The organism is Colwellia sp. E150_009 (assembly GCF_053543955.1).
Map to the genome: position 1 here is coordinate 1 of NZ_JBHFOM010000035.1, position 23504 is coordinate 23504.

At 35.5% G+C, this 23504-nt stretch carries 22 protein-coding genes; 21 read left to right on the plus strand and 1 reads right to left on the minus strand.

Annotation, left to right across the window (positions count from 1 at the left end; translation table 11 throughout):
• From ACE1OF_RS14265 to ACE1OF_RS14295, 7 genes are all read left to right on the plus strand, one after another.
• Nucleotides 1–544, plus strand: a 544-nt coding sequence (locus ACE1OF_RS14265) for a hypothetical protein (RefSeq protein WP_448895317.1), incomplete at its 5' end; no start/stop codon positions are given.
• Between the two features lie 30 nt (nucleotides 545–574).
• Nucleotides 575–1402, plus strand: a complete 828-nt coding sequence (locus tag ACE1OF_RS14270; RefSeq protein WP_448895318.1) for an RNA polymerase sigma factor — start codon at nucleotides 575–577, stop codon at nucleotides 1400–1402.
• Between the two features lie 8 nt (nucleotides 1403–1410).
• Complete coding sequence (locus ACE1OF_RS14275) at nucleotides 1411–2514, plus strand: DNA alkylation repair protein (RefSeq protein ID WP_448895319.1); 1104 nt, start codon at nucleotides 1411–1413, stop codon at nucleotides 2512–2514.
• A gap of 472 nt (nucleotides 2515–2986) precedes the next feature.
• Nucleotides 2987–3604 carry a Crp/Fnr family transcriptional regulator gene (locus ACE1OF_RS14280; protein WP_448895320.1) on the plus strand — a complete coding sequence of 206 codons (618 nt, stop codon included), beginning with the start codon at nucleotides 2987–2989 and terminating at the stop codon, nucleotides 3602–3604.
• Nucleotides 3605–3757: 153 nt separating this feature from the next.
• Nucleotides 3758–4384, plus strand: coding sequence for an NAD(P)H-dependent oxidoreductase (locus ACE1OF_RS14285; protein ID WP_448895321.1), 627 nt, complete (start codon nucleotides 3758–3760; stop codon nucleotides 4382–4384).
• A 1-nt stretch (nucleotide 4385) separates the two neighbouring features.
• Nucleotides 4386–4841, plus strand: coding sequence for a DMT family transporter (locus tag ACE1OF_RS14290; RefSeq protein ID WP_448895322.1), 456 nt, complete (start codon nucleotides 4386–4388; stop codon nucleotides 4839–4841).
• Nucleotides 4831–5619 carry a GNAT family N-acetyltransferase gene (locus ACE1OF_RS14295; RefSeq protein ID WP_448895323.1) on the plus strand — a complete coding sequence of 263 codons (789 nt, stop codon included), beginning with the start codon at nucleotides 4831–4833 and terminating at the stop codon, nucleotides 5617–5619. The genes ACE1OF_RS14290 and ACE1OF_RS14295 overlap by 11 nt, the downstream gene beginning before the upstream one ends.
• A gap of 222 nt (nucleotides 5620–5841) precedes the next feature.
• Here ACE1OF_RS14295 and ACE1OF_RS14300 read toward each other — a convergent pair whose 3' ends face one another.
• On the minus strand, nucleotides 5842–6810 hold the full coding sequence (locus tag ACE1OF_RS14300; RefSeq protein WP_448895324.1) for a catalase: 969 nt from the start codon (nucleotides 6808–6810) through the stop codon (nucleotides 5842–5844).
• A 169-nt stretch (nucleotides 6811–6979) separates the two neighbouring features.
• Between ACE1OF_RS14300 and ACE1OF_RS14305 the strand changes: the two genes are divergently transcribed.
• From ACE1OF_RS14305 to ACE1OF_RS14370, 14 genes are all read left to right on the plus strand, one after another.
• The gene (locus tag ACE1OF_RS14305) at nucleotides 6980–7402 is read left to right on the plus strand and encodes a MarR family winged helix-turn-helix transcriptional regulator (protein WP_448895325.1); all 423 of its coding nucleotides are present in this window, start codon (nucleotides 6980–6982) and stop codon (nucleotides 7400–7402) included.
• Nucleotides 7403–7411: 9 nt separating this feature from the next.
• Nucleotides 7412–8023, plus strand: a complete 612-nt coding sequence (locus tag ACE1OF_RS14310; protein ID WP_448895326.1) for a 3'-5' exonuclease — start codon at nucleotides 7412–7414, stop codon at nucleotides 8021–8023.
• A 40-nt stretch (nucleotides 8024–8063) separates the two neighbouring features.
• Nucleotides 8064–8753, plus strand: coding sequence for a glutathione S-transferase (locus ACE1OF_RS14315; RefSeq protein ID WP_448895327.1), 690 nt, complete (start codon nucleotides 8064–8066; stop codon nucleotides 8751–8753).
• 126 nt (nucleotides 8754–8879) lie between these two features.
• Nucleotides 8880–10151 (plus strand): O-acetylhomoserine aminocarboxypropyltransferase/cysteine synthase family protein, encoded by a 1272-nt coding sequence (locus ACE1OF_RS14320; RefSeq protein ID WP_448895328.1) that lies wholly within the window; start codon nucleotides 8880–8882, stop codon nucleotides 10149–10151.
• A 120-nt stretch (nucleotides 10152–10271) separates the two neighbouring features.
• Nucleotides 10272–10730 (plus strand): DUF1456 family protein, encoded by a 459-nt coding sequence (locus ACE1OF_RS14325; RefSeq protein ID WP_448895329.1) that lies wholly within the window; start codon nucleotides 10272–10274, stop codon nucleotides 10728–10730.
• A gap of 88 nt (nucleotides 10731–10818) precedes the next feature.
• Nucleotides 10819–12060: a DEAD/DEAH box helicase gene (locus ACE1OF_RS14330; RefSeq protein ID WP_448895330.1), complete on the plus strand. Its 1242-nt coding sequence runs from the start codon at nucleotides 10819–10821 to the stop codon at nucleotides 12058–12060.
• A 72-nt stretch (nucleotides 12061–12132) separates the two neighbouring features.
• The gene (locus ACE1OF_RS14335; protein ID WP_448895331.1) at nucleotides 12133–12903 is read left to right on the plus strand and encodes a glucosaminidase domain-containing protein; all 771 of its coding nucleotides are present in this window, start codon (nucleotides 12133–12135) and stop codon (nucleotides 12901–12903) included.
• Nucleotides 12904–13041: 138 nt separating this feature from the next.
• Complete coding sequence (locus ACE1OF_RS14340; RefSeq protein WP_448895354.1) at nucleotides 13042–13410, plus strand: glutaredoxin family protein; 369 nt, start codon at nucleotides 13042–13044, stop codon at nucleotides 13408–13410.
• A gap of 80 nt (nucleotides 13411–13490) precedes the next feature.
• Entirely contained in the window at nucleotides 13491–14501 is a 1011-nt protein-coding gene (gene msrP, locus ACE1OF_RS14345; RefSeq protein ID WP_448895332.1) for a protein-methionine-sulfoxide reductase catalytic subunit MsrP, read from the plus strand.
• A gap of 38 nt (nucleotides 14502–14539) precedes the next feature.
• Nucleotides 14540–15148 (plus strand): protein-methionine-sulfoxide reductase heme-binding subunit MsrQ, encoded by a 609-nt coding sequence (msrQ, locus tag ACE1OF_RS14350; protein WP_448895333.1) that lies wholly within the window; start codon nucleotides 14540–14542, stop codon nucleotides 15146–15148.
• Between the two features lie 154 nt (nucleotides 15149–15302).
• Nucleotides 15303–17522, plus strand: a complete 2220-nt coding sequence (locus tag ACE1OF_RS14355) for a bacteriohemerythrin (RefSeq protein WP_448895334.1) — start codon at nucleotides 15303–15305, stop codon at nucleotides 17520–17522.
• A gap of 244 nt (nucleotides 17523–17766) precedes the next feature.
• Entirely contained in the window at nucleotides 17767–19131 is a 1365-nt protein-coding gene (locus tag ACE1OF_RS14360) for an amidohydrolase (RefSeq protein WP_448895355.1), read from the plus strand.
• Nucleotides 19132–19141: 10 nt separating this feature from the next.
• Nucleotides 19142–20437: an amidohydrolase family protein gene (locus tag ACE1OF_RS14365; RefSeq protein WP_448895335.1), complete on the plus strand. Its 1296-nt coding sequence runs from the start codon at nucleotides 19142–19144 to the stop codon at nucleotides 20435–20437.
• A gap of 387 nt (nucleotides 20438–20824) precedes the next feature.
• On the plus strand, nucleotides 20825–23467 hold the full coding sequence (locus ACE1OF_RS14370; protein ID WP_448895336.1) for a TonB-dependent receptor: 2643 nt from the start codon (nucleotides 20825–20827) through the stop codon (nucleotides 23465–23467).
• The last annotated feature ends 37 nt before the right edge of the window (nucleotides 23468–23504 follow it).

Here is a 23504-nt window from a genome sequence, read left to right on the forward strand (position 1 = left end):
GATGAAATTTGAAAGTGATTATTTAAAAAATCAATCAGGTTTAATATTTCATTGCCTAGTAAGAAATTTGAAGGGTGAATATGCTAATCTGCTTTTTGCGGAGGACATGCAAAGCATAACAAATATCGAGAACGGTTTTAGCAGTAGTGATACCGCCAAAGAATTTATGAAATCAATAAAACCACAAACAGTAAAAATTCATTATCACAAGATCTTAAAAGACAATTTTAAAATACCTGAAATTTTTTCTTGTTTTGAACACGGTACATTTTCGCCAAAGGATAATAGTGACTTTTTTGAGGCCAATTTACTTTCAGTTTCTGAACAAATTGAAAATACTCACCTAAACACTTTTGAAAATACCTTATCGCATTTTATTGGTAAAATAGATAATGAAACTTATTCAGAAATTACGTTTGGAAAAACCCTTGGGGGTACTAAAGAAATTTGTTATGGCTATTTGAATAACGAATCAGGAATGAAAATGATGAGTATGTGTGATCCTGAAACAATGGATTTAGGCTTCTGGTATTTAATTGCATAACTTATGAATCTTAAGATAAGTGACTCCCAATTGATACAATCAGCCTTGTCTGGAGACAAGGCTGCCTTACGCAATTTAATAGACAAACATTATTCATTTACCTTTAATATCTGTCTTAAAATGCTATATAGCCACCAAGATGCAGAAGATGTTAATCAGGAAATTTGGATAAAAACGATTGTTAGTTTAAAAAAGTTTAATCATAAAAGCACATTTACCACCTGGCTATACAGAATAACAGTTAATCATATGCTAGATATGAAAAAGAAAGGCATTGAACTCGCAATATCAAAAGGCTTTGATGGTTATAGTGACAATTTGGACAGTATTGCTACTCAAGAATTAAATGCTGAAGAAAAAAGCATTTTAATGGAGGCAGTAGAAGAAGCAAAAATTAGTTGTATGTCAGGCATGTTAATGTGTTTAGACCGAGAACAGCGATTAATTTATGTTTTAGGAGATATTTTTAATATAAATCACAAAATAGGCAGTGAAATATTCAATGTTAGCTTAGAAAATTATCGGAAAAAATTATCTCGTGCTAGAAAAGAATTATTCAACTTCATGAATAATAAATGCAGCTTAGTAAACAAAAGTAATCCCTGCTCATGTAGCAAAAAAACCAAAGGTTTTATTAAAGTAGGATATGTAAATCCAGATAAATTAGAATTTAATAGCAATTTCATAACTAAAATACAGGATAACTTAGTTCAAAAGTCTGATGATTTAGATAATCTTAAAGAGACATATCATACAAAATTATTTCAAGAACATCCATTTGAAAAATCTTCAATAAATATTTTAGATGAGTTACTCAACGATGAACAATTAAAATCTATATTAAGGTTAAAAGAATAATAATAACTATGGCTGAATTATTTAAAAACATCTATAACACCGCCTTTTTTGATGAATTAACAAAAGGTTTGCATAAAACTATTCCAAATTTTGATGAAAATACTTTTTTAGCACAAGTATTTGACGTTCAATGGTTAGACAGGAAGCTGAAACAGCGAATGAGGCACTTGTCCACCATATTGAAAATTCATTTACCTGATGATTATAAGCAAGCTATTGAGGTAATACTGCAATTAATAGAACAGCTAAAACTTAAACAAAGTGGCTTATCGTTAAGGTACATGTTTCTTGCTGATTATATTGAACAGTATGGTTTAGATGATTATGAAACCTCAATTGATGCTATAGAAAAAATCACACAATTCACCAGTTGTGAATTTGCTGTTCGCCCATTTATCATTCTCTATCCTGAAAAAATGATGGCGCAAATGTTACTTTGGTCAAATCATGATCATTTTACTGTTAGACGATTTTCTTCAGAGGGTTGTAGACCAAGGTTACCTTGGGCGATGGATCTACCGAAATTGAAAAAAAATCCTCAAATGATTATTCCAATTTTGGAAAAGTTGAAAAATGATGGATCTGATTTTGTTCGAAAGAGTGTTGCCAATAACTTGAATGATATAGCCAAAGACAATCCACTAACCGTGATAAATATAGTAAAAAAATGGCAAGGGCTTTCTTTAAATACCGATAAATTAATCAAACATGGTTGTAGAACACTTCTAAAGAAAGGGTATTCAGACGCAATGAAAATGTTTGGTTTTGGTACAATTGAAAATATTAGAATTGATGAGTTTAGTATCAACACACCTTCAGTAAAAATAGGTGAAGCTTTGGAGTTTTCTTTTAAACTGGTTAACTTAGGAAGCGAGAATATAAAGATCAGAACAGAATACGGACTTTATTATCAAAAATCGAATGGATCGTTATCAAAAAGAACATTTAAAATAAGCGAAAAAGAATACGTCAAAAATTCAACTAATCATATAATCCGCAAGCAATCATTTAAGATAATATCTACAAGAAAGTTTTATACAGGACTTCACCAACTTTCAATTATTATAAATGGGAACGAATTTGAAAAATTTAGTTTCCAACTAACAGCTTAATAAATAAGACAGTATTTGTACCCATCAACATACAAGTAACTCAAGCAGTGATTTAAAAATAAAATACAGAACAGTGAGTATAATCAAGCATAGGTACAACGGATCTTAGATAGTGAAATTGGTGAGCGAACAACTACCGACTAGATCATGATAGTTATATTAAACGAATGACCATGGTGGTGGCACACCAGTCTGTTGAGTTCAGGAGTTAAGTTAAGCGATAGGAATAAAGTGGAGAGGATCCATACCATTAATTTCACTAAATTATTGCCCACTTGTGCTGGTTAAAATACTCCATGGCGACGTTGTTCTGGTTTATTTTTCCTTCGCACAACAAGATCACAAACTTAATGAAATTGGTATTAGCCATAGGTATACATAGATATTTCAACCATCCCCTCTATATTTTAAATAGGCTAGTGGTTATGATTCATATATTCTTTAGGTTTAAGCTTCGAGTTATACTGTAACCATGTCAGATAAATATAATGCTTTTATTGCTTTACGGGAGTCTCTGTCTTTTTATTACCCTATTAGTGACGATACTTGGTATGAATTTCAGCAGATTTGTAAATTTAAATCACTAAAAAAACAACATGTGCTTTATAGTATCGGCGATGTTCCTAATTCATATGCTTATGTTTTTAAGGGATTAGTACGTTGTTTTACGTGTGACGAAAAGGGTAATGAATACAACAAAATATTTTTTGATGAAGGTATGTTTCCTGGATCAATGGCAGCTTTGTTAACGTCAACACCATCGAAACTTGCTTGTGAGTTATTGGAAGACTCTCTTATTATTGAAATTGATTTTATGGCATATCGTGCACTCATGCATAAGAACAAAGAAATCATGCTATTTCAAATTTATTATTTGGAGAAAAACTGGCTGCTGGAAAAAGAGGCTCGTGAAATAGAAATAGTGCAAACTGATGCTACAGCACGTTATTTACGTTTTGTGGCTATGTATCCTGTTTTGGTTGATCGTTTACCGCAATATCATATTGCTTCACATCTTGCTATTACACCAACGCAATTAAGCCGTATTAGAAAAAGCTTATTGATCCAACCTATACAAAGTGTTCTATAAATAAAGTTCATTTATCAACCTATGTAAATGCACTTAAAGAATTAGCCCTTTATTATCCGTTTTATCTTATCACAAACCAATGTATACGCTTAACTTAGATAAGTTTGTATTTGTTTAAGGTTTGTGATTTTCCCGAAAAACAGAGGATTAATAATGAATATTTTAGAAGCGCTACAATGGCGTTATTCGGTTAAGAAATTTTCAGATAAAAAGGTGACCAAATCAGCCTTAAGGACATTACTTGATGCAACACGTTTAAGTGCCTCGTCTTATGGACTTCAGCCTTATAAAATTATTGTGGTTGAGTCAGCAGATATTAGAACGCAGTTACTGCCTTTTTCTTACGGGCAGAATAAAGTAGCTGAAAGTTCACACCTAATTGTTTTGGCAGCACATACTAATGTGGGTAATGATACAGTTGATTGTTATATTAATAAACATGCACAAATTACTCATGGTAGTGTTGAGGGTCTTAGTAACTTTTCTGATTTTATGAAATCAGCATTAAGTTTAAAAACACCCGAAGAAAAACAAGAATGGGCACATCAGCAAGCCTATATTGCCTTGGGCAATTTGTTAACTTGTGCTGCGGCAATGCAAATAGATACTTGCCCAATGACGGGTTTTGAGAGTGCGGGATATGATGCCATTTTAGATTTAGCATCAAAGAAATTAACCGCAACCGCAATATGCCCTATAGGTTATCGTCATGAAACTGACACTCAAGCTGATTCTCCTAAAGTTAGGTTTGATTACAATGAAATAGTCGTGGAGATGTGACATGTTCTTATTTTCTTGTATGGCCTTGGTAGCAGGTGCCGCAATTGCTGTGCAAGCAGCAATGAATGCTCGTTTAGGAGTATTATTAAACAGTTCAATGGTAGCAACAAGTATCGCTTTTTTCACAAGTTTGTTTTTTACGGCAGTAGTTATGTTGGTATTTACTAAACAGTACCCTGGGCTAGTAGAAATAAAATCTGTACCTGTGTTTTTATGGTTTAGTGGCGTGTTAAGTGCTTTAGGTATTAGTCTGTTTTATTATTTAATTCCTAAAATGGGTGTAGGCAATATGATGTCTTATGCGTTAACTGGGCAGTTGTTAATGGCAATAATTGCTAGTCATATGGGCTGGTTTGATTTACCTATAAAACAAATTGGCGCTATAAAATTAGTGGGCGCAACTTTGTTAATTATTGGGGTTTTATTAATTAATTGGGAGACAGAATATGGATATTAATCAGGCGAATATAGATAACCTTACTTGTTTATGGAAAAAATATGGCGCTCAAATTATTGATAGAAATACGCAGTTGATTAAAAACACTTCTTGGCCTTATCGTTGCTGGTTTGATCTTCCTGCATCGGTCCAAAATTATTTACAGTTAAAACATATTGATACAACCGCTATTGTACCAATGTGGTCAGAACTTGAAAACGCAGACATTAAAGCAAATGAGAACAGTAATTTAAGTTCACAGCTGTTTTTAACGAAACAATCGAGTTTAGAAGTAGAATTAGTTAGAAAGGGCTGGCAATGTTTGTTCAGTCAAACTGCAATGTACCTAGCTATATCGCCTGCTGTGCTTTTCACGATAAAAGATCAAATAAAACTGCGTAAGGGTTTTACTGTTAAATTGGTAACTAAAACACAAGAATTAATGGCATGGGTAGATATTGCGTCTAAAGCATTTGGATATGTTATAGATCAATCAGTGATAGAAAGTTTAATGAATGATTCTGATATTCGCCTTTTATTAGCTTATGATAATGACGAGGCTATTGCCACTGCACTTATGTATAAAACAGGAAGTATTATTGGTGTACATCAGGTAGGCGTCAAACCTGAAGTACAAGGTAAAGGTTTTTCACGTTTATTGATGTCTGAAATTATTGTAAATTGTGCAGAATGGAAAGGTACACATATTGTATTACAAGCATCACATGCAGGTAAGCCTCTGTATGATAAATTAGGCTTTCAAGCGCAGTTTCTAATTAACAATTACCAGCGTGTATAACCATTTTGAAAGTGCTTATCAACGCTGATGTTGAAAAATACAATAATTAATATCGAAGCAACAGCTTGCCATATTGTGTTAACTAACCTTATCCGAAATGCCTATCAATATACCGAAAGTGGGGTATGATTTGGGCTTGGAGCTAAGTGAAAATATAAAAGTAGAGAGCAATATAGATAACTATATTGCTAAGAAAATTTAAATATATACTTTGTATAACTGCTATTTGATTAAATTCTTTTCAGATAAACGTCTATCAAAAGATACTGCGTAAGCATTACGTCGTGCTTGTAGTAATGGGTCAGCAGATGGCGCAAACCCCGTAGATAAAACTAAGGGATCAAAATTAATTAGGTCACACTTTCCTGCTTCTTCTCTTTGTATTGCTTTGATTGTTAGTTCAGCAGCGATTATTTTTTGATGCTCACCGTGCCACGCAATAGCAGCATTGTTAACATCATCTTCTGGATTAGCCAAAGTAATAATCATATCCCATGCAACAGTATTTTTGGTTAAATTTTGTTGTAAGTTTTTAAAGAAAAAATCCTGCTCGGGCGTTACCACTAATGTTTGCTGTAGTTGGGGAACAAAAGACCAGCGAACTGCTGTTTTTTCTGCTTTACTATTAACTAAATAAAAGCTGTTTACACTATTAAATGTGTTTGCCTCATATGGTTTAAGTGTTTTTGTTTTTGTTGCTTCATGGGCTTTGAAGCGCTGTAAATCTTTATTTTTTTGCTTAAATGCTTTTACTGCATTTGAGCCAGCAACTTTCGCATGCATTAATTCTGCGAATGCTTCGGGTGTTGCAACGGGGAAAAAATCTAAAGTGTTCATCGACATTATGTGATTTTCATTACTAGCTGTAGTGATCGACAAACCCATACCATATTCTCCTGGCTTATTGTCGGCGGCCAAGTATTTTCCGCCTTTATGAGATAGCCGACCAATCACTTCCGAGGTTTTTGTAAACATACTACTGTTACTATATTGTTGAATTTTTTTGTCTTTTGGCTTTAATGTTGCGGAAAAACAAAAGCCTTTAGTGTGATTACGACGTTTACCTTCTGTAACACCAAAGAGCTCTTCAAAGGTGTTAACACCATCACTTGCTGTTTCAATATTATTGGCAAACACTAAAGGTGTTGTTACCACTAACAAAGCTAGCGTTATTATTTTTGAATTTATCATTTTTGTTACTCTTGAATTGTTGTTGGATTGATTAGTATAAGTATAATTTTATTTGTTAGCAAACTATTTGCATACGAATCTTTTGCTAGCAAATAGTTGTTAATTAAATAATATACAGGCAAAATTGATAAAGTTTTTAAGTTAATCTATTTTGAAGTAGGAGATTTTTTTGTCTGTAGCCCAATTAAATGAACAACTATGTTTCGCTTTGTATTCAGCGTCTAATCACCTAACCAGTATTTATCGACCGTTATTAGAGCCGTTGGGGTTAACTTATACACAATTTATCGTACTGATGGCGTTGTGGGAAAAAGATAATATTTCGATTAGTGAGTTGGCAAAAAATGCTAGGCTTAGTAAGGCAACTATGACCCCGTTATTAAAGCGTTTAGAGCAAAAAGAATTGATTGAACGTCAAATGCTAGAGGGTAATGAACGACAAAAAAATATTGCATTAACGAATGCAGGTAGATTGTTATCACAGCAGAGTACAAAAATTACTGAACAGGCTTTTTGTATGAGTAAACTATCAAAAGAACAGGCTGAAACGGTTATTGGTATTTGTCATCAGCTTGTTAACTCTACTCGTTAGTCTATCTGTATGAATGCTAATACATTGATAGTACTTGATTTTGAAACAACAGGGCTTTCACCTGATAACGGTGATAGAGCCATTGAAATTGGGGCTGTAAAACTTGTTAACGGTGTGGTAACTGACCATTTTCAAGAGTTGATGAATCCAGGTTGCCGTGTTAGTTATTTTATCGAAGATTATACGGGTATAACTAATCGTATGTTAAGTAAAGCGGCGCCATGTGATGAAGTGATGGAGCGCTTTGCTGATTTTATTCAAGGGCAAAATCTTGTTGCGCATAACGCGTCATTTGATAAACGCTTTTTAGATAGCGAATTAAAACGTATTTCTAGAGGTTATCAGGGGCAATTTGCCTGTTCTTTATTGCTGTCCCGTCGGTTATATCAAACAGCACCTAACCACAAACTAGGAACATTGGTTAGCTATAAAGGAATTACTTCAAATGGTAGTTATCATAGAGCGTTATATGACTCTGAAATGACAACAAAGCTTTGGTTGGCTATGCTTGAGGATATTATGGAACGAACTAATATTACTAATGTACCATTTTCTCTTATTAAACAATTATCTAAAACAACCAAAGCGAATGTGAATAAATTTTTAGCTAGTTACGGTTAATCACACCTAATTTACATTATTTACCTTAAAGATTTTTGCCATGCTGAACAAAATAAGCACAACATACCCTATTCTTTATTCACTTAGAAATTGCCCCTATGCCATGCGTGCGCGGTTAGCGATATTTAAATCGAAACAACAGGTTGAACTACGCGATGTTGTGTTAAGTGATAAGCCACAAGCCATGCTCAATGCATCTCCCAAAGGCACTGTACCTATTTTAGTGTTCGAGAATAACGATAAAACGTTCAACGTTATTGATGAAAGTTTAGACATTATGCTTTGGGCATTGCAGATAAATGATCCCGATAACCTTTTAGGTCAAAGCTCAATGTCTAACGGTGAGTCGTTGCAAAATATGTTGAGTAGTATTGCTACTTTTGATCATGAATTTAAAGCAGCTTTAGAAAAATATAAATGTGCTAAACGTTATCATGAGGATAATTTGCTTGAATATAGACAAGCCTGTGAAGCTTATATTCAAACTATTGAAAAACAGTTAAAACAACATGCTTATATCATGTCAAATAAAGAAAGTTTGGTAGATCTCGCCTTATTACCATTTATTCGACAATTTGCTAGGGTTGAACGTCAGTGGTATTTACAAGCACCTTACCCAAACCTTCGCCAATGGCTGAATAACTATTTACAAAGCCCTATGTTTTCAAAAGTAATGACTAAGTACCCTTTATGGATAGATGGTGACAACAGGGTTATTTGGGGAGGATGAAACTTTAGCTAACAAGCATCATTGGCATAATTTATAGTGAATAGTGATGATATTTTTATTTAAAATACTTAGCCATTAGGTTAAGTTAATGGCAGCTACTTAACTTAACATCAATCAGGAATTTTTATGAAATTAGCCTCACTAGCACTGCACCACGGATACGACTCAGAAGCCACTACAAAGGCAGCAACAACGCCTATTTATCAAACGACTTCTTATACCTTTGATAACACACAACATGGTGCAGATTTATTCGATTTAAAAGTTCCAGGCAATATTTATACACGTATAATGAACCCAACAACGGATGTGTTAGAACAACGAGTATCCGAAATGGAAGGTGGTATTGCTGGTTTAGCTGTAGCGTCTGGTATGTCAGCTATTACTTACGCCATTCAGGCTATTACGGCGGCAGGCGATAACATTATTAGCACAAGTCAGCTTTATGGTGGCACGTATAATTTATTTGCCCATACCTTACCAAGACAAGGTATCGAAGTGAGATTTGCCTCGGGTGATGATTTAGCATCATTTGATCAATTGATTGATGAGAACACCAAGGCAGTGTTTTGTGAATCTATTGGGAACCCCGCAGGTAATATAATTGATTTAGCAGGATTAGCAACAATAGCGCATAAACATGGCGTACCTTTAATTGTTGATAATACTGTGGCGAGTCCTGCTTTATGTCGTCCTTTTGAGCACGGTGCAGATATTGTTGTGCACTCGCTAACTAAGTACATTGGCGGCCATGGTACAACTATTGGCGGCATCATTATTGATTCAGGAAAATTTGACTGGGTAGCAAACAAAAATAGATTTCCTATGCTAAATGAACCTGATCCGTCATATCACGATGTTGTGTATACCGAAGCTCTCGGGGCTGCTGCCTACATTGGTCGCTGTCGTGTTGTACCACTTCGCAATACAGGTGCTGCATTATCACCACACAGTTCATTTTTAATCATGCAAGGGTTAGAAACCTTATGTTTACGCATGGAACGTCATTGCGAAAATGCGTTAAAAGTTGCTAAATTCCTTAACGCACATGAAAAAGTCAGCTGGGTTAATTATGCGGCGTTGCCTGACAGCCCTTATAATGCCCTTTGTCAAAAAATGACCAATGGTCAAGCTTCTGGTATTTTAAGTTTTGGTATCAAAGGCGGTAGTGAAGCGGGCGGACGATTTATTGATGCTTTAGAAATGATATTACGCTTAGTAAATATAGGCGATGCTAAATCACTTGCTTGTCATCCAGCGTCAACAACACACAGACAACTAAACCCAGAAGAGCTTAAGTCTGCGGGTGTTTCTGAAGACTTAGTGAGAATTTCAGTGGGTATTGAACATATAGACGATATTATTGCTGATATTGAACAAGCGTTAGAAAAAGCATAATTAGCGTTTATTAACATTAAAATTGCTTGTTTTGTGAATGTGATAGCGCTTATAGGCTGATAGCCGTTATACTATAAGCACTTTCACCATCCCATATCTTATACCAAACTAGGCAATTTAATGATAAATAATGACCTTCTTCGTCGTATTAGCACGATTTTAAACTTTAATAATGAAAACATACTGCGTGTGTTTTCATTAGGACAATGCGAAATTACTGCAGCGCAGTTAACTGTTTTTTTTAAAGAAAAAGATGATGTTGAGTATCAGGTATTAGCTGATGTTCAACTAGCCAGTTTTTTAAACGGTTTAATTATTGAAAAAAGAGGGCAAAAAGATGGCCCTCAACGTCAAGCAGAACAACAGCTTAGTAATAATACTATTTTCAATAAATTAAAAATAGCCTTTGCGTTAAAGGCTGATGATGTTATTGCTATTCTTGAGTTGGCTGGTTTAAGCCTAGGAAAATATGAACTCAGTGCTTTTTTTAGAAATGTGAATCATAAACATTACCGTGATTGTAGTGACGACGTGCTTTCTACTTTTTTAAAAGGTTTAAAAATTCAGTCACAACAATAGCCTGTAATTCTTGTAGGTGGCTGGACTGTGTATGCGGCTGTATTTTGACGGTCGCTTTCTATTAAGCATTTATTTATCTGAGATTTACATGTCATTTTCAACCCTTGGGTTACCTCAGCCCATTCTAAAAGCCGTAACTGATTTAGGATACGATAAACCGACAGAAATTCAAAAAAAAGCAATTCCTGTGGTGTTATCAGGAAAAGATTTAATTGCTGCCGCGCAAACGGGTACAGGCAAAACGGCGAGCTTTGTTTTACCACTTTTAGCACAACTAAGCACTGAAGAAAAAAGTGCTGAAAAAAACGTAGGTAGAAAACTGCGAGGTAAGCGTATACGTGCACTTATTCTAGTACCTACGCGTGAGTTAGCTGTGCAGGTTGAGGCCAGCATTACTCAATACGGTCAAAATTTATCTCTTACCTCAATGGCAATGTACGGTGGTGTAGATGCTGCACCGCAAAAACAACGTTTAATATGGGGAATTGATATACTTGTTGCCACCCCAGGTAGGCTTTTAGACATGGTTCATCAGCGTGCGTTACATTTTGATGAACTTGAGATGTTAGTGCTAGATGAAGCAGATAGAATGCTTGATATGGGGTTTATTGATGATATTAATAAAATTATTGAGCGCTTGCCGCAGGCTCGTCAAAATTTATTATTTTCTGCTACTATTTCAGATGATGTACGAGCATTAGCAAAAAGAACAATTAACAACCCTGTAGAAATATCACTTGTACAACATGTTGATTCAGCACCTAAAATAGAACAATGGCTGGTGACAGTAGATAAAGGGAATAAGTCGGCATTGTTAAGTCATTTGATTAAAACGTTACAATGGCAACGTGCGTTGATTTTTATTGAAACCAAACATGGTGCCGCTAAACTGGTGAGTCAGCTTGAAAAACGTGACATAAAAGCAGAAGCTATTCATAGTGGCAGAACGCAAGCAAACCGAGAACAAATATTGAAGGATTTCAAGTCGGGAAAGATCAACTTTTTAGTGGCAACAGGCATTGCAGCCCGTGGGCTTGATATTGGTGCGCTTGAGCGTGTAGTCAATTATGACTTGCCCGATCAGGTTGATGATTATATTCACAGAATTGGCCGAACAGGCCGTGCGGGCGCGACGGGAGAAGCTGTGTCTTTTGTTTCTAAAGACAATTTTAGAAACTTATGCGCTATTGAAAGTCGTTTGGGGTATATTATTGAGCGAAAAGAGTTTGATGGTTTTGATGTTAAAAAAGTGGTACCTCTTTCTATTTTGAATTATGTACCTAAAAACAAAAGGTCCGAAAATAAATCTAACGCAAACACACGACGTTAATGAAAAACTCAGCTATTAGCTATAATAACTAAGCCAAGATTAGGTGAACGACTAGGTTGCGAGAGGATAACGATGAAAAAACAATTTCAAAGCAAGCCTCTACGCATTCTGTTCGTTGTCGTCATTATTTTCGGTATTATTGTTGGCATTATTTTACGTTTTCCCACTCAACCAAGTACGCCAAATTTTTCAGATTTTAAAGCAGGTAAAGAGAGAAAAATGGCTTTTTTCAGTTACTTTGCTCCGCTGATTGATGAAAACAATCAATCAATAGAAAATACACGAAAACAACTACTATCTTGGCATAAAAATAAAGGGAATATTGGTTGGTGGGATGAACGCAAGCTTGTGGATTTAGCTATTCAATACCGAGTAAAAAACTTTACTATTGACGATGAAGAATCATGGCAAAAATTACTTAAAAGGGTTGATGTACTTCCGCCTTCATTGGTTTTAGCACAGGCAGCAAATGAAAGTGCTTGGGGAACCTCAAGGTTTGCAAAAGTGGCTAATAATTACTTTGGCCAATGGTGTTATGAGCAAGGGTGTGGTTTTGTGCCCATGCAACGAAGTGCAGGCGAAGTGCATGAAGTTGCGGCTTTTGATACGCCAGTCGCCTCGCTTGAAAGCTATATTAATAATTTAAATAGCCACCCTGCTTACCAGCTATTACGTGATATTCGCGCACAACGCCGAAAACAAAATCAACCCATTACTGGTTCGGCTTTAGCTGCTGGGCTAATTAAATACTCCCAAAGGGGAGAAGAATACATCGAAGAATTACGAGCGATGATCAAATTTAACGCATTGAATGAATACGATCAAAATATTAATAACAATTAGTCTGTTTGCTATTTGTATTGCTATAAGCTTAACGTTATATTTTGTGGTAAACTTCACCGCCATTTGATTTTTAAATCAAATGGCGCAGGTAAAAAACGCTTTTAAACACACTTTATAAAAAGAATTAACGTTATGATCATGTCACTTATACGCTGGCCAATAGGCCGTCTTATTTTATTACTTAACTTTATATTTTCGCCAAGCTCACCGAAAAGAACCGTTGAAGCACAAAGAGAAATAGATGCAAAAACGCAAAACTTAAGTTTGTATCAACTGCCTAGCTGTCCTTTTTGTGTCAAAGTGCGTCGTGCAATGAAGCGTGAAGGATTGAATATAGAGTTGCGTAATATCAATCAAAAAAATAATTACCGAGAAGAACTTATCAGGGAAGGAGGCAAGCGTACAGTGCCTTGTTTGCGTATTGAAAACCCAGAAGGTGAAGTTCAGTGGCTATATGAGTCAAACGATGTTATTGCTTATTTAAAGCAGCAGGTAAAAGCCGCATAAAAATGCATTGAAATTATTTCTTTTCAATTCGTGTCTAATAATTTATGTACGTAAATTAAATTGAATTATTAGGCTCGGCTATGTTAATTAAAACCCCAAAAAAATATTACCTAAAAGACGCCAGTGTTACTGAAGAAAAGATTTATGACAAACGTCGACAGTTATTAAAACAAATGGGTTTTTTAGGTGCTGGTGCCTTATTAAGCTCTGCTATTTCACAAAAAGCTAGCGCGAGTTTTTTTAGTAACGATGAAAAGCCGACCTTTAAAACTACTCCTCTAACTTATGCTCAAGACAAACAAAACCAAACATTAACTAAAACACCGGAACAAAAGGTGATTTCGCATAATAATTTCTATGAATTTGGAGCGAAAAAAAATGAACCTGTAGAATTGTCTCAGGCTTTTAAGGTTGAACCATGGAAATTAACGATATCAGGCGAATGTGATCATCCAATCGTATTAGATTATGATGACTTAACTAAAATGTTTCCGTTGGAAGAGCGTATTTATCGACTACGCTGTGTTGAAGCTTGGTCTATGGTTATTCCTTGGATAGGTTTTTCATTAGCAGACTTATTAAAAAAAATATCGCCTAATTCAAAAGCAAAATATGTAGCTTTTGAAACCTTGTATGATCCTAAGCAAATGCCTGGTCAGGAGAATAGGCGTTTAGGAGGCGGTATTCATTATCCTTACGTTGAAGGTTTGAGAATTGATGAGGCGATGAATCCATTAACTCTAATGAGCGTAGGGTTATATGGAAAAACCTTACCACCACAAAACGGTGCGCCTATTCGGTTAGTTGTACCATGGAAATATGGCTTTAAAAGCATAAAATCTATTGTTGGCATTAAATTAGTAGAACACCAGCCTCCTACAACGTGGAATCAGTTAGCCGCAAAGGAATATGGTTTTTATGCCAATGTTAACCCTGAACATGATCATCCAAGGTGGAGTCAAGCCAGCGAGCGCCTAATTACTACGGGCGGAATATTCTCAAGAAATCGAATCGCTACGCTACCTTTTAATGGCTATAGCGAAGAAGTGGCTGAGTTATACAAAGGGATGGATTTGTCTAAATATTACTAATGATTTTTTAGCATGCCTGAATATTTATTTGAATTTATATGATTAAAAATAATACTAAAATTATCTTGCTAAAAGTGCTAATTCATTTAGGCGCATTATTGCCTTTAGTGAATTTATACTTTTTAGCATTTAATGATCAATTAGGAGCCGATCCAGTTGAAACAGTGATTCACTTTACTGGTATTGGTGCGCTTAATTTGTTGTTAATTACTTTATGCGTATCGCCCTTAGCTAAAATTGCTAAGCAGGGATATTTATTGCAAACAAGGCGTGTATTAGGGCTTTATGCATACACTTATGCGGTATTTCATTTACTCAATTTTTTGGCTTTTGAAGTACAATTTGATGTTAAGTTGTTTCTTAGTGAAGTAATTAAACGTCCTTATATTACTATTGGTATGCTGGCTTTTTTACTGCTAACTGCCTTGGCTATCACCTCAATTGATAAACTTAAGCGGAAAATGGGTAAATCTTGGCAACGATTACATAATACCAGTTATATTATTGTTCTGCTTGTCTGTGTTCATTTTTATTGGTCGGTTAAATCTGAATTAACATCACCTGGACTTTACTTTTTGATGGCTATTGTATTGTTATTATATCGATACAAAAAAATAAAAGGCTTGGTTCTAAAAAAGTTTAGCTGATTTCTTCTAATCGATTTGAAATAATATTCTCATACACCATAGTGATTTTTTTTGATGCTAGAGATAGAATAATCAGTCAATGTTGTTTTGAATCATGTTAGAAAATACGTAGTTATTCTATACTGATAAGGTGTTTAGCATAATTAGGTGAATAATGAGTGAACTAGTATGGAATGACGGCATGAGTGTTGGCATTGACGCTATTGATGAAGATCATAAAAAGATCATCTCGATACTTGCTAAATTATCTACCATTAACTGCCATGATATCTTCGATAAATTCATAGAAGAAATTTTTGCTGAGCTTGAAACCTATGTAATCATTCACTTTAGCCGAGAGGAACGACTATTAGAAAAAGTAGGTTATAAAGATCTTAATAAGCATAAAGCTAGTCATCAAAAGTTTATTGAAAAACTGCCCCAACTCAAACGTAAGTGGTTAACGAGAGATAATGACATATGCTGCGAAGAAATTACTTCTTTTTTAAATAATTGGCTTGTTGAGCATATATTCAAAGAAGATTTTGATTATATTGGTGCTTTACAAAGCAATGACAGTCCAGAGGTGCAAGGCTTAAAAAATACAGAGTCAAGCACTCCACATGGTGCTTCTAATCATTCAGAAAATAACTCCTTATTAGCCAAGTTTTCTTATTTTGTTTCTCAAAAAACAAAACTAAATAAGCGATTGTTTCTCATTGCTTTTATTCCTGTTTTTGGCGTGCTGTTGCTGAGTTTAATGGTGATTCAAGATAATTATCAAGCATATAAAAACAAGACATTATTACTGAGTTTAAATAATATTATTATGCAAGTAGATAATGTCAGTCATTCTTTACAATCAGAACGAGGACTTTCCTCTGGCGTAGTCAGTTCTAGTACCGATAATTTAACAGGTGCTTTATTTAATCAACGATTAGTCACAGATCAAGCTGTTACTAAACTGTTAACCCTAATGGAAAATGAAATAGACCCATCAGTGCAAAAAAATATTCAGGCTTATTTTGAACAAGTTCGCTTGGGTCTAAAAGAACTCGCTGTTCATAGACAACATTTAGATGATCAATCTGAAAGTTTTTCTGAAGTACATAGGGAATATACCTTATTAATTAAACAGCTTTTGTCTATCTCTGAAAATTTAACTAATATAGACATGAATTCACCGTTGGCAAATAACATTTCAGCGATTAACTCTATGTTGGTATTTAAAGAGTATATGGGGCAGATTAGAGCGATAGGCATGAATAAACTTCATGACAACAGCAGTGACATATACAGCCATTTAGAGATTAGCTTGTTGGTTGGTAAGCAACTGCATGCTTTACGTGTTTTTAAATCATCGGCTAATGAACAGCAGATAAAAGCTTGTGCCGATTTTTGCAATGAAACTGAGTACGTTGCTATGCTTAAACAAACTTTTTTCTATATGATGAATAATTATACTGTGGATGAAAAAAGTCAATATTGGTTTGATTTTATGTCAGGAAAAATTGATGAATTAAAAGTTTTTACAGGTACGTTAACATTAAATTTAAAAAATACTGTTGCTGCAGAAAGTCAAAGTTTACGGCTACAATATTTAGCTATATTGTTTATATTGTCTTTCTTTTTATTAGGTATGATATTGTTTTCTTCTATTTTGAATTTTAGCATTATTAACCCAATAAGACATATTACCCATGCATTAAATAGTATGTCTAAAGGTGACTTAACCATTTATTTTAATCATGTATCTATTGATGATGAAATCGGCTCTATACAAATAGCATGTGAAGAGTTGCGACGGAAATTATTGCAAGTAGGAATATTTGAATCAGTAGTTGATAATCAGAAAAAAGAAATTGCTCATAGAAAGTCACAACAGAAACGTTTTGAAGTGTTAGCGTTTACTGATGCCTTAACTGGTGCCGTAAACCGCCATCAATTTGATCATGTGTTGAATGAGGAAATATCATGTGCCAATAGAGATCAGCAGGACTTATCTATTTTAATGCTTGATATTGATTATTTTAAGAAAATAAATGACACCTATGGTCACGGTGTTGGTGATGATGTGTTAATTGTTTTTTATAATGCTTGCAAAAAAGCAGTGAGAAGTAATGATGTTGTGGCACGAATTGGTGGTGAAGAATTTGTGATTGTTTTACCTAAAACTAATGTGCAAAGTGCTTATCAGTTTGCAGAACGTTTAAGAAAAAATATTGAAAATCTTGATATCACTATTGATGATAATATTGTTAAATTAACCACCAGTATTGGTGTAAGTCAGTGGCAGAAAGATGTGTTTTCTAGTGCAGAAGACTTCGTTTCTGATGCGGATAGATTACTTTATAAAGCTAAAAATCAAGGAAGAAACAGGGTTGTGTGTTTGTGAAAAACGAATCATGTTAACTAACTTATTTTTATTACCACTGGTCGTAATTCTCCCTTTAAATCAGCGTTATCCCTTGCTGAGGACTTGTCGTTAGAGCAAAAAGGTAATATTCTTTTTAAGTCTAAATTAATCCTATTCAATATATAATAATAGTTTTCTATTAAAGAAATACAGAAAATTGAGTAGCCTGTTAATACCGCAAGGAATCTTTATGAATAAACCTCCCTTTAAACTCAGTTTGGTTATGGCTTTAATATCGCTTACTTTAACGGCTTGCTTACCTAATGAACCGCAAGATGACAAAGTAACTATTAATAAAAATCCATTTCCAAGTACTTATCAAGTATTACCGCAACAAAACACTTTATTTACTCACGCTACTGTATTAACTGGAACTGGTGAGCGCATTGATAATGCAGATGTTTTGTTTGTTGATGGCAAAATTATCAAAATTGGGGTTGGATTAAATGTAACCGATGAAGCCAACGTAGAGATTATAGAGGCGAAAGGCAAATGGATAACACCAGGTATTATTGATGTGCATTCACACCTTGGCGTTTACCCCAGCCCAAATGTTGAATCTCATTCTGATGGGAACGAAATGACGGCTCCAAATACCTCAGAGGTGTGGGCTGAGCACAGTGTTTGGCCACAAGACCCTGGCTTTCAAGCTGCAAGAGCTGGCGGAATTACAACGTTGCAGATATTACCTGGTTCAGCAAATTTGTTTGGTGGTCGCGGTGTCACTTTAAAAAATGTACCGAGTCAAACAATGCAAGCGATGAAGTTTACTGATGCCCCTTATGGTTTAAAAATGGCTTGTGGTGAAAATCCAAAACGTGTCTACGGTAGCAAAAAACAAGCCCCGTCAACACGTATGGGTAATGTTGCTGGTTACAGAGCTGCTTGGGCTGAAGCTGTTGAATATAAACGTGCTTGGCATAAGTATGAAAGTGACTATGCGGCAGGAAAAAACCCAGAAGCACCAATAAGAGATCTTGAATTAGATACTTTAATGGGGGTATTAGACGGTGATATTTTAGTTCACAATCATTGTTATAAAGCCGAAGAAATGGCTGTAATGATCGATATAGGTAAAGAATTTAACTACCATTCAGGCACTTTTCACCATGGTATAGAAGCCTATAAAATTGCGGATAAGCTTGCGGAGAATGGTAATTGTGTCGCTATGTGGCCAGATTGGTGGGGCTTTAAAATGGAAGCTTATGACATGGTGGAAGAAAACGTTGCAATTGTGGATGCAGCAAAAAATTCTTGTGCCATCGTACATTCAGATTCTGACACAACCATTCAACGATTAAACCAAGAAGCAGGTAAAGTGCTTTATCGTGCCAATGATAATGGCTTCAAACTAAAAGAAGAAGATGCCATAAAGTGGATTACCGCTAATGCAGCTAAATCGTTGGGTATTAATGATAAAACGGGAAGTTTACAAGCAGGTAAAAATGCTGACGTAGTGTTATGGAATACCAATCCGTTTAGTGTGTACGCACAGGCTGAACAAGTTTTTGTTGATGGTGCGAAAGTTTATGATCGTTTTGATGACAAATATCAAGCGAAAAGTGACTTTCTTTTAGGACAAGAGTAGAGGAATACTAATGAAATATATGCAATCTAACAAAGTAAACATTACTCTACATTCGTTTTTGAAAGCATCGACTGTCATATTAAGTCTTTTGGTTTGTGCGGTACAAGCTAAAAGCACGGCAATTACTAATGCCACTGTTTACACCCTTGCTAGTCAAGGCATTTTAGAGCAAGCAACGATTATTATTGATAAAGGCAAAATTACGCAAGTTTATGCAAGCGAGAATGCACCTGAAAATTTTGATACTGATGAAATCATCGATGCAAAAGGCAGAATACTCACCCCAGGTTTTATTAGTAGTATGAATGCCTTAGGCTTAGTTGAAGTGGGTGCTGTTGCTAGAAGTCGTGATAGTAAAGATAAAAAGGCCGATATTACTTTTGATGCGAGCTTGGCGTTTAACCCTAAATCAACCTTGATTGCCTATACGCGCAAAGGGGGAATTACCAGTAATATCGTTGCCCCACATGGTGGAGAAGACTTGTTTGCTGGGCAATCCTTTGCTGTTGACCTTTCTGGTGAGTTCAACAGTGTTATAACAAAGCAAAATGCAGTGATAGTTCACTTAGGCGCTGAAAAGGAAGGTTCAAGGGCACAAAAACTACAAGCGCTTGATTATAAATTTGAAGATGCTCAAAAAGCATTAGCTTTGAAAAAAACAACAAAAACAAAAAAGGATAAAGACTCAAAAGAGCCTAGACGTGATGAGCTAATCATTAATGCCTTGTTAGCGGGCGAAAAACCGTTATTAGCGTATGCAAACCGAGCGACAGATTTATTGGCTTTAATTGCTTTAAAACAAAAATATGGTATTGACTTAGTGCTAGTTGGTGCGAGTGATGCTGTTCTTATTACAGACGAAATTGTTGCGGCTAACGTGCCCGTGATTTTAAGCTCGATTGACAACCTACCTAGTAGCTTTGATTCATTACATGTTTCCTTAGGCAGTATGGCAGTATTAATTAAAGCGGGTGTTAAGGTTATACTTGCGCCAAAAGGTGAAAGCCATAATTTAAATCAATTGCGTTTTGATGCAGGTATTGCTATTGCCAATGGCGTACCTCGAGAGGATGCCTTTTTAGCATTAACCGCAAATGTGGCTGATGTATTTAAACTAAATTCAGGTCGTGTTGCGGTAGGAAAAAATGCGGATTTAGTACTATGGAGTGCTGATCCTTTTGAATTAAGTAGCAAGGTTGACAGTATGTGGATTAATGGTAAACCTGTTTCTACACGCTCTAGACAAGATGATTTACGTGATCGTTATTTAAAAAAATCTACTATGCCAAAAGCTTATTCAAAGTAGTCATAATTTTTCAATTTATTTTTAATAAAACGAAGGTAGGGCAAGTCCCTACCTTTTTTGTTTTTATTTATCTGTTGGTTTTTTTAAACAGTTTAAGGATAGAAAGAACCAGAAAAACTCTAGCATTATGCAAAAAAAATCAAAAAATCAAAAAATAAAAATATCGATATTTTAAAGGCTTAACTAATTTTTAGTGTAAAAAGTGTAATTATTTTAAAATTTATACTAGCCAAATGAAAAAATAAGCGTTATGGTTTTACTTACTTTATGACAGCGTTGTCATGTTTTTTAAAAGGAAATGACAGCGCTGTCGTAGAAAGATATATAATTATTATTAGTAGTATTGAAAAATAAATTTAAAAAACAAACGTGTTTAAGGGAAAGTCGATGTCATCAAAAATATTTAAAAAAGGCGTGTTAGCGAGCTCTATCGCTTTAATCCTAGCTGGTGGTGCTGCACCTATGGTTATGGCTGCCGAAGAAATTTCAGATGAAAATATTGAAGTTATTCAAGTTACGGGTATTCGCGGCTCTAACAGAATTAGTGTTAACGCTAAAAGGTTTTCAGATGCTGTTGTAGATGCAGTCAGTGCTGAAGACATTGGTCAATTCCCTGACTCAGATGTTGGCCAAGCATTGGGACGTATCCCTGGTGTTACTGTTGGTCGTTCGTTTGGTCAAGGTGCATCAGTGTCAATACGTGGCACTGATCCATTAATGACCTTGACCACATTAAATGGTCAAAATGTTGCCTCTACTGGTTGGTATGATCAAGTGAATACAGACCGTTCGTTTAACTACTCCATGTTACCATCTGAGTTAGTTGGCGGAATGGAAGTATATAAATCAAGCCAAGCTAATCTTGTTGAAGGTGGTATTGGTGGTACGGTTATAGTGAAAACGCGTAAGCCACTTGATTTAGAAAGCAATACCGTTTTTGGCTCAGTTAAAGGAAACTATGGTTCAATTAATGAAGAAGTAACGCCTGAAGTTTCTGGTTTATATAGCTGGAAAAACAATGAAGAAACGTTTGGTATTCTCATCTCTGGTGCTTATGCTGATCGTGAATATTTACGTCGTGGTACCGAGTCTGATTTAGACTGGGGAGGACGTTCTTCTATCCAACCTTCCAGCTTTCTGCAAAGCCAAGAGCGCACGGCAATTGATGCAACCTTTCAATATAGACCCTCTGAAAATTTTGAAATTGGTGCACATGTGCTTTCTCTTACATTAGGTGCAGATAGCCTTGGCGCTAATATGTATATTAATACTGATACAAACTGGGGAGTAGGTGAGTCAAACTGTCAACAGTTTAATACTGCAGGTGTTTGTACCATTAGCTCAACGCCAGCAAGCGCACCAACTGATGTGTTTTTTCAAAACTGGGCGCGTCGAGGTGAAATGACCTCAGATACATTTGAGTTAAATGCTGAATACGAAGGTAATGGATACACTATTACAGCTATCGCGGGTAATACCCGTGCTGAAGGTGGTACCGGAATGAGTGCTAATTTTGGTTATGGTTGGTGGGGTGATAAATTTAGCCAAGTTAAATGGTCGGGTGACGTTGATGCTACTGGTAAGCAAATCAAAATTGATGGCGCTGATATGAGTTTCACTCAAGATCAACTTGATACTACGGTAGGCACTTCACAATGGACAGGCATTCAAGGTCCAAATTCAGATGAAGAGTCATATGTACAGTTTGATGCTGACTTTGATTTAGATGTTGGTGCAATAAATAAATTTGAAATGGGAGTTCGTTTTACACAGCACGAGTTTGAAAAATCTGAAAACAGAGCTATTTATTCTGACAAAGCTAACTCTTTCAGCCCTTCAGAGCTTTACAGTGGCACAATGCCATTGGGTGCAGCTGGGTACACTGTGCCAAAAGGTAATTTAGATGCAATGCTTAATGGCACCATTAGTTTAGTTGACAAGTTTGCTTATAGTCGTTCCGCATATGGATTAATTGAGGAAGATAATTTCTCTCTCTATGGTATGTTCTCTTTTGCAGGAGATGGCTTCCGTGGTAACTTTGGTTTACGTTATATCAGTACAGATGTCACTTCAAGCGGCCATGTTGTTGATAATTCTCCTGCAGATGACTTAGCGGTAAATACAGGTTGGAGTGAAGAAATACACTCTGTTGAAGATAGTTATAATGATGTGTTACCAAGTTTTAACGTAGCCTTCGACTTAAGAGAAGATATGATTTTACGTTTCTCTGCAGCACAAGCAATTACACGCCCTAATTATGATAACTTGTTTTTATCTAGTTTGACGGGGTACCCAGATGATCGCCAAGGTAATGAAGAAATTACTTATGGTAATCCTGGCTTATTACCGATGAAATCTTCTCAAGCTGATTTAAGCCTAGAATATTATTATGGTGACGGTAACTTATTATCAGCCACCTACTTTATTAAAGATATTAGTAATTTTATTGTAGCAACTACAGATTACAACCAAGAAATTGGTGTGATAAATAATGATCTTGAAACTCCAGCAGATGACTGGACTGTAAACAATTATATCAATGCTGGTGGCGGTACTATTGACGGTATAGAACTTCAAATTAATCACGCGTGGGACAGTGGTTTTGGCATAAATGCTAACTATACTTTATCTGATGGTGAAGCTCCTGCTCAAGTATATACTGACAACATCGGTGTATTTACAGAATCTTCTAAGCATACAGCTAACCTTGTAGGCTATTGGGAAAATGACGACTTCTCTGCACGTGCGGCTTATAACTGGCGCTCAAAATACATGGTACGTGAATACGGTAAGTACTATGGAAACAGAATGCATGATGACTTTGGTACTTTAGATGTTACCTTAGGTTGGAAGGCAACAGATAATATTACCGTTAGGCTTGAAGTTGCTAATTTAACGGCTGAAGATGATGTGCAATATGGTGCTGCTGCTACCGGCACTGCTGTGAAACCAGCCTTACAAGATGGTTTTCCAACATGGTCATTTAATGGTGAAACTACCTATTCTTTAGGGGTTAGTTTTAAATTGTAAAATATATGTGTGGTAATAAAAACCCAGTTTCGACTGG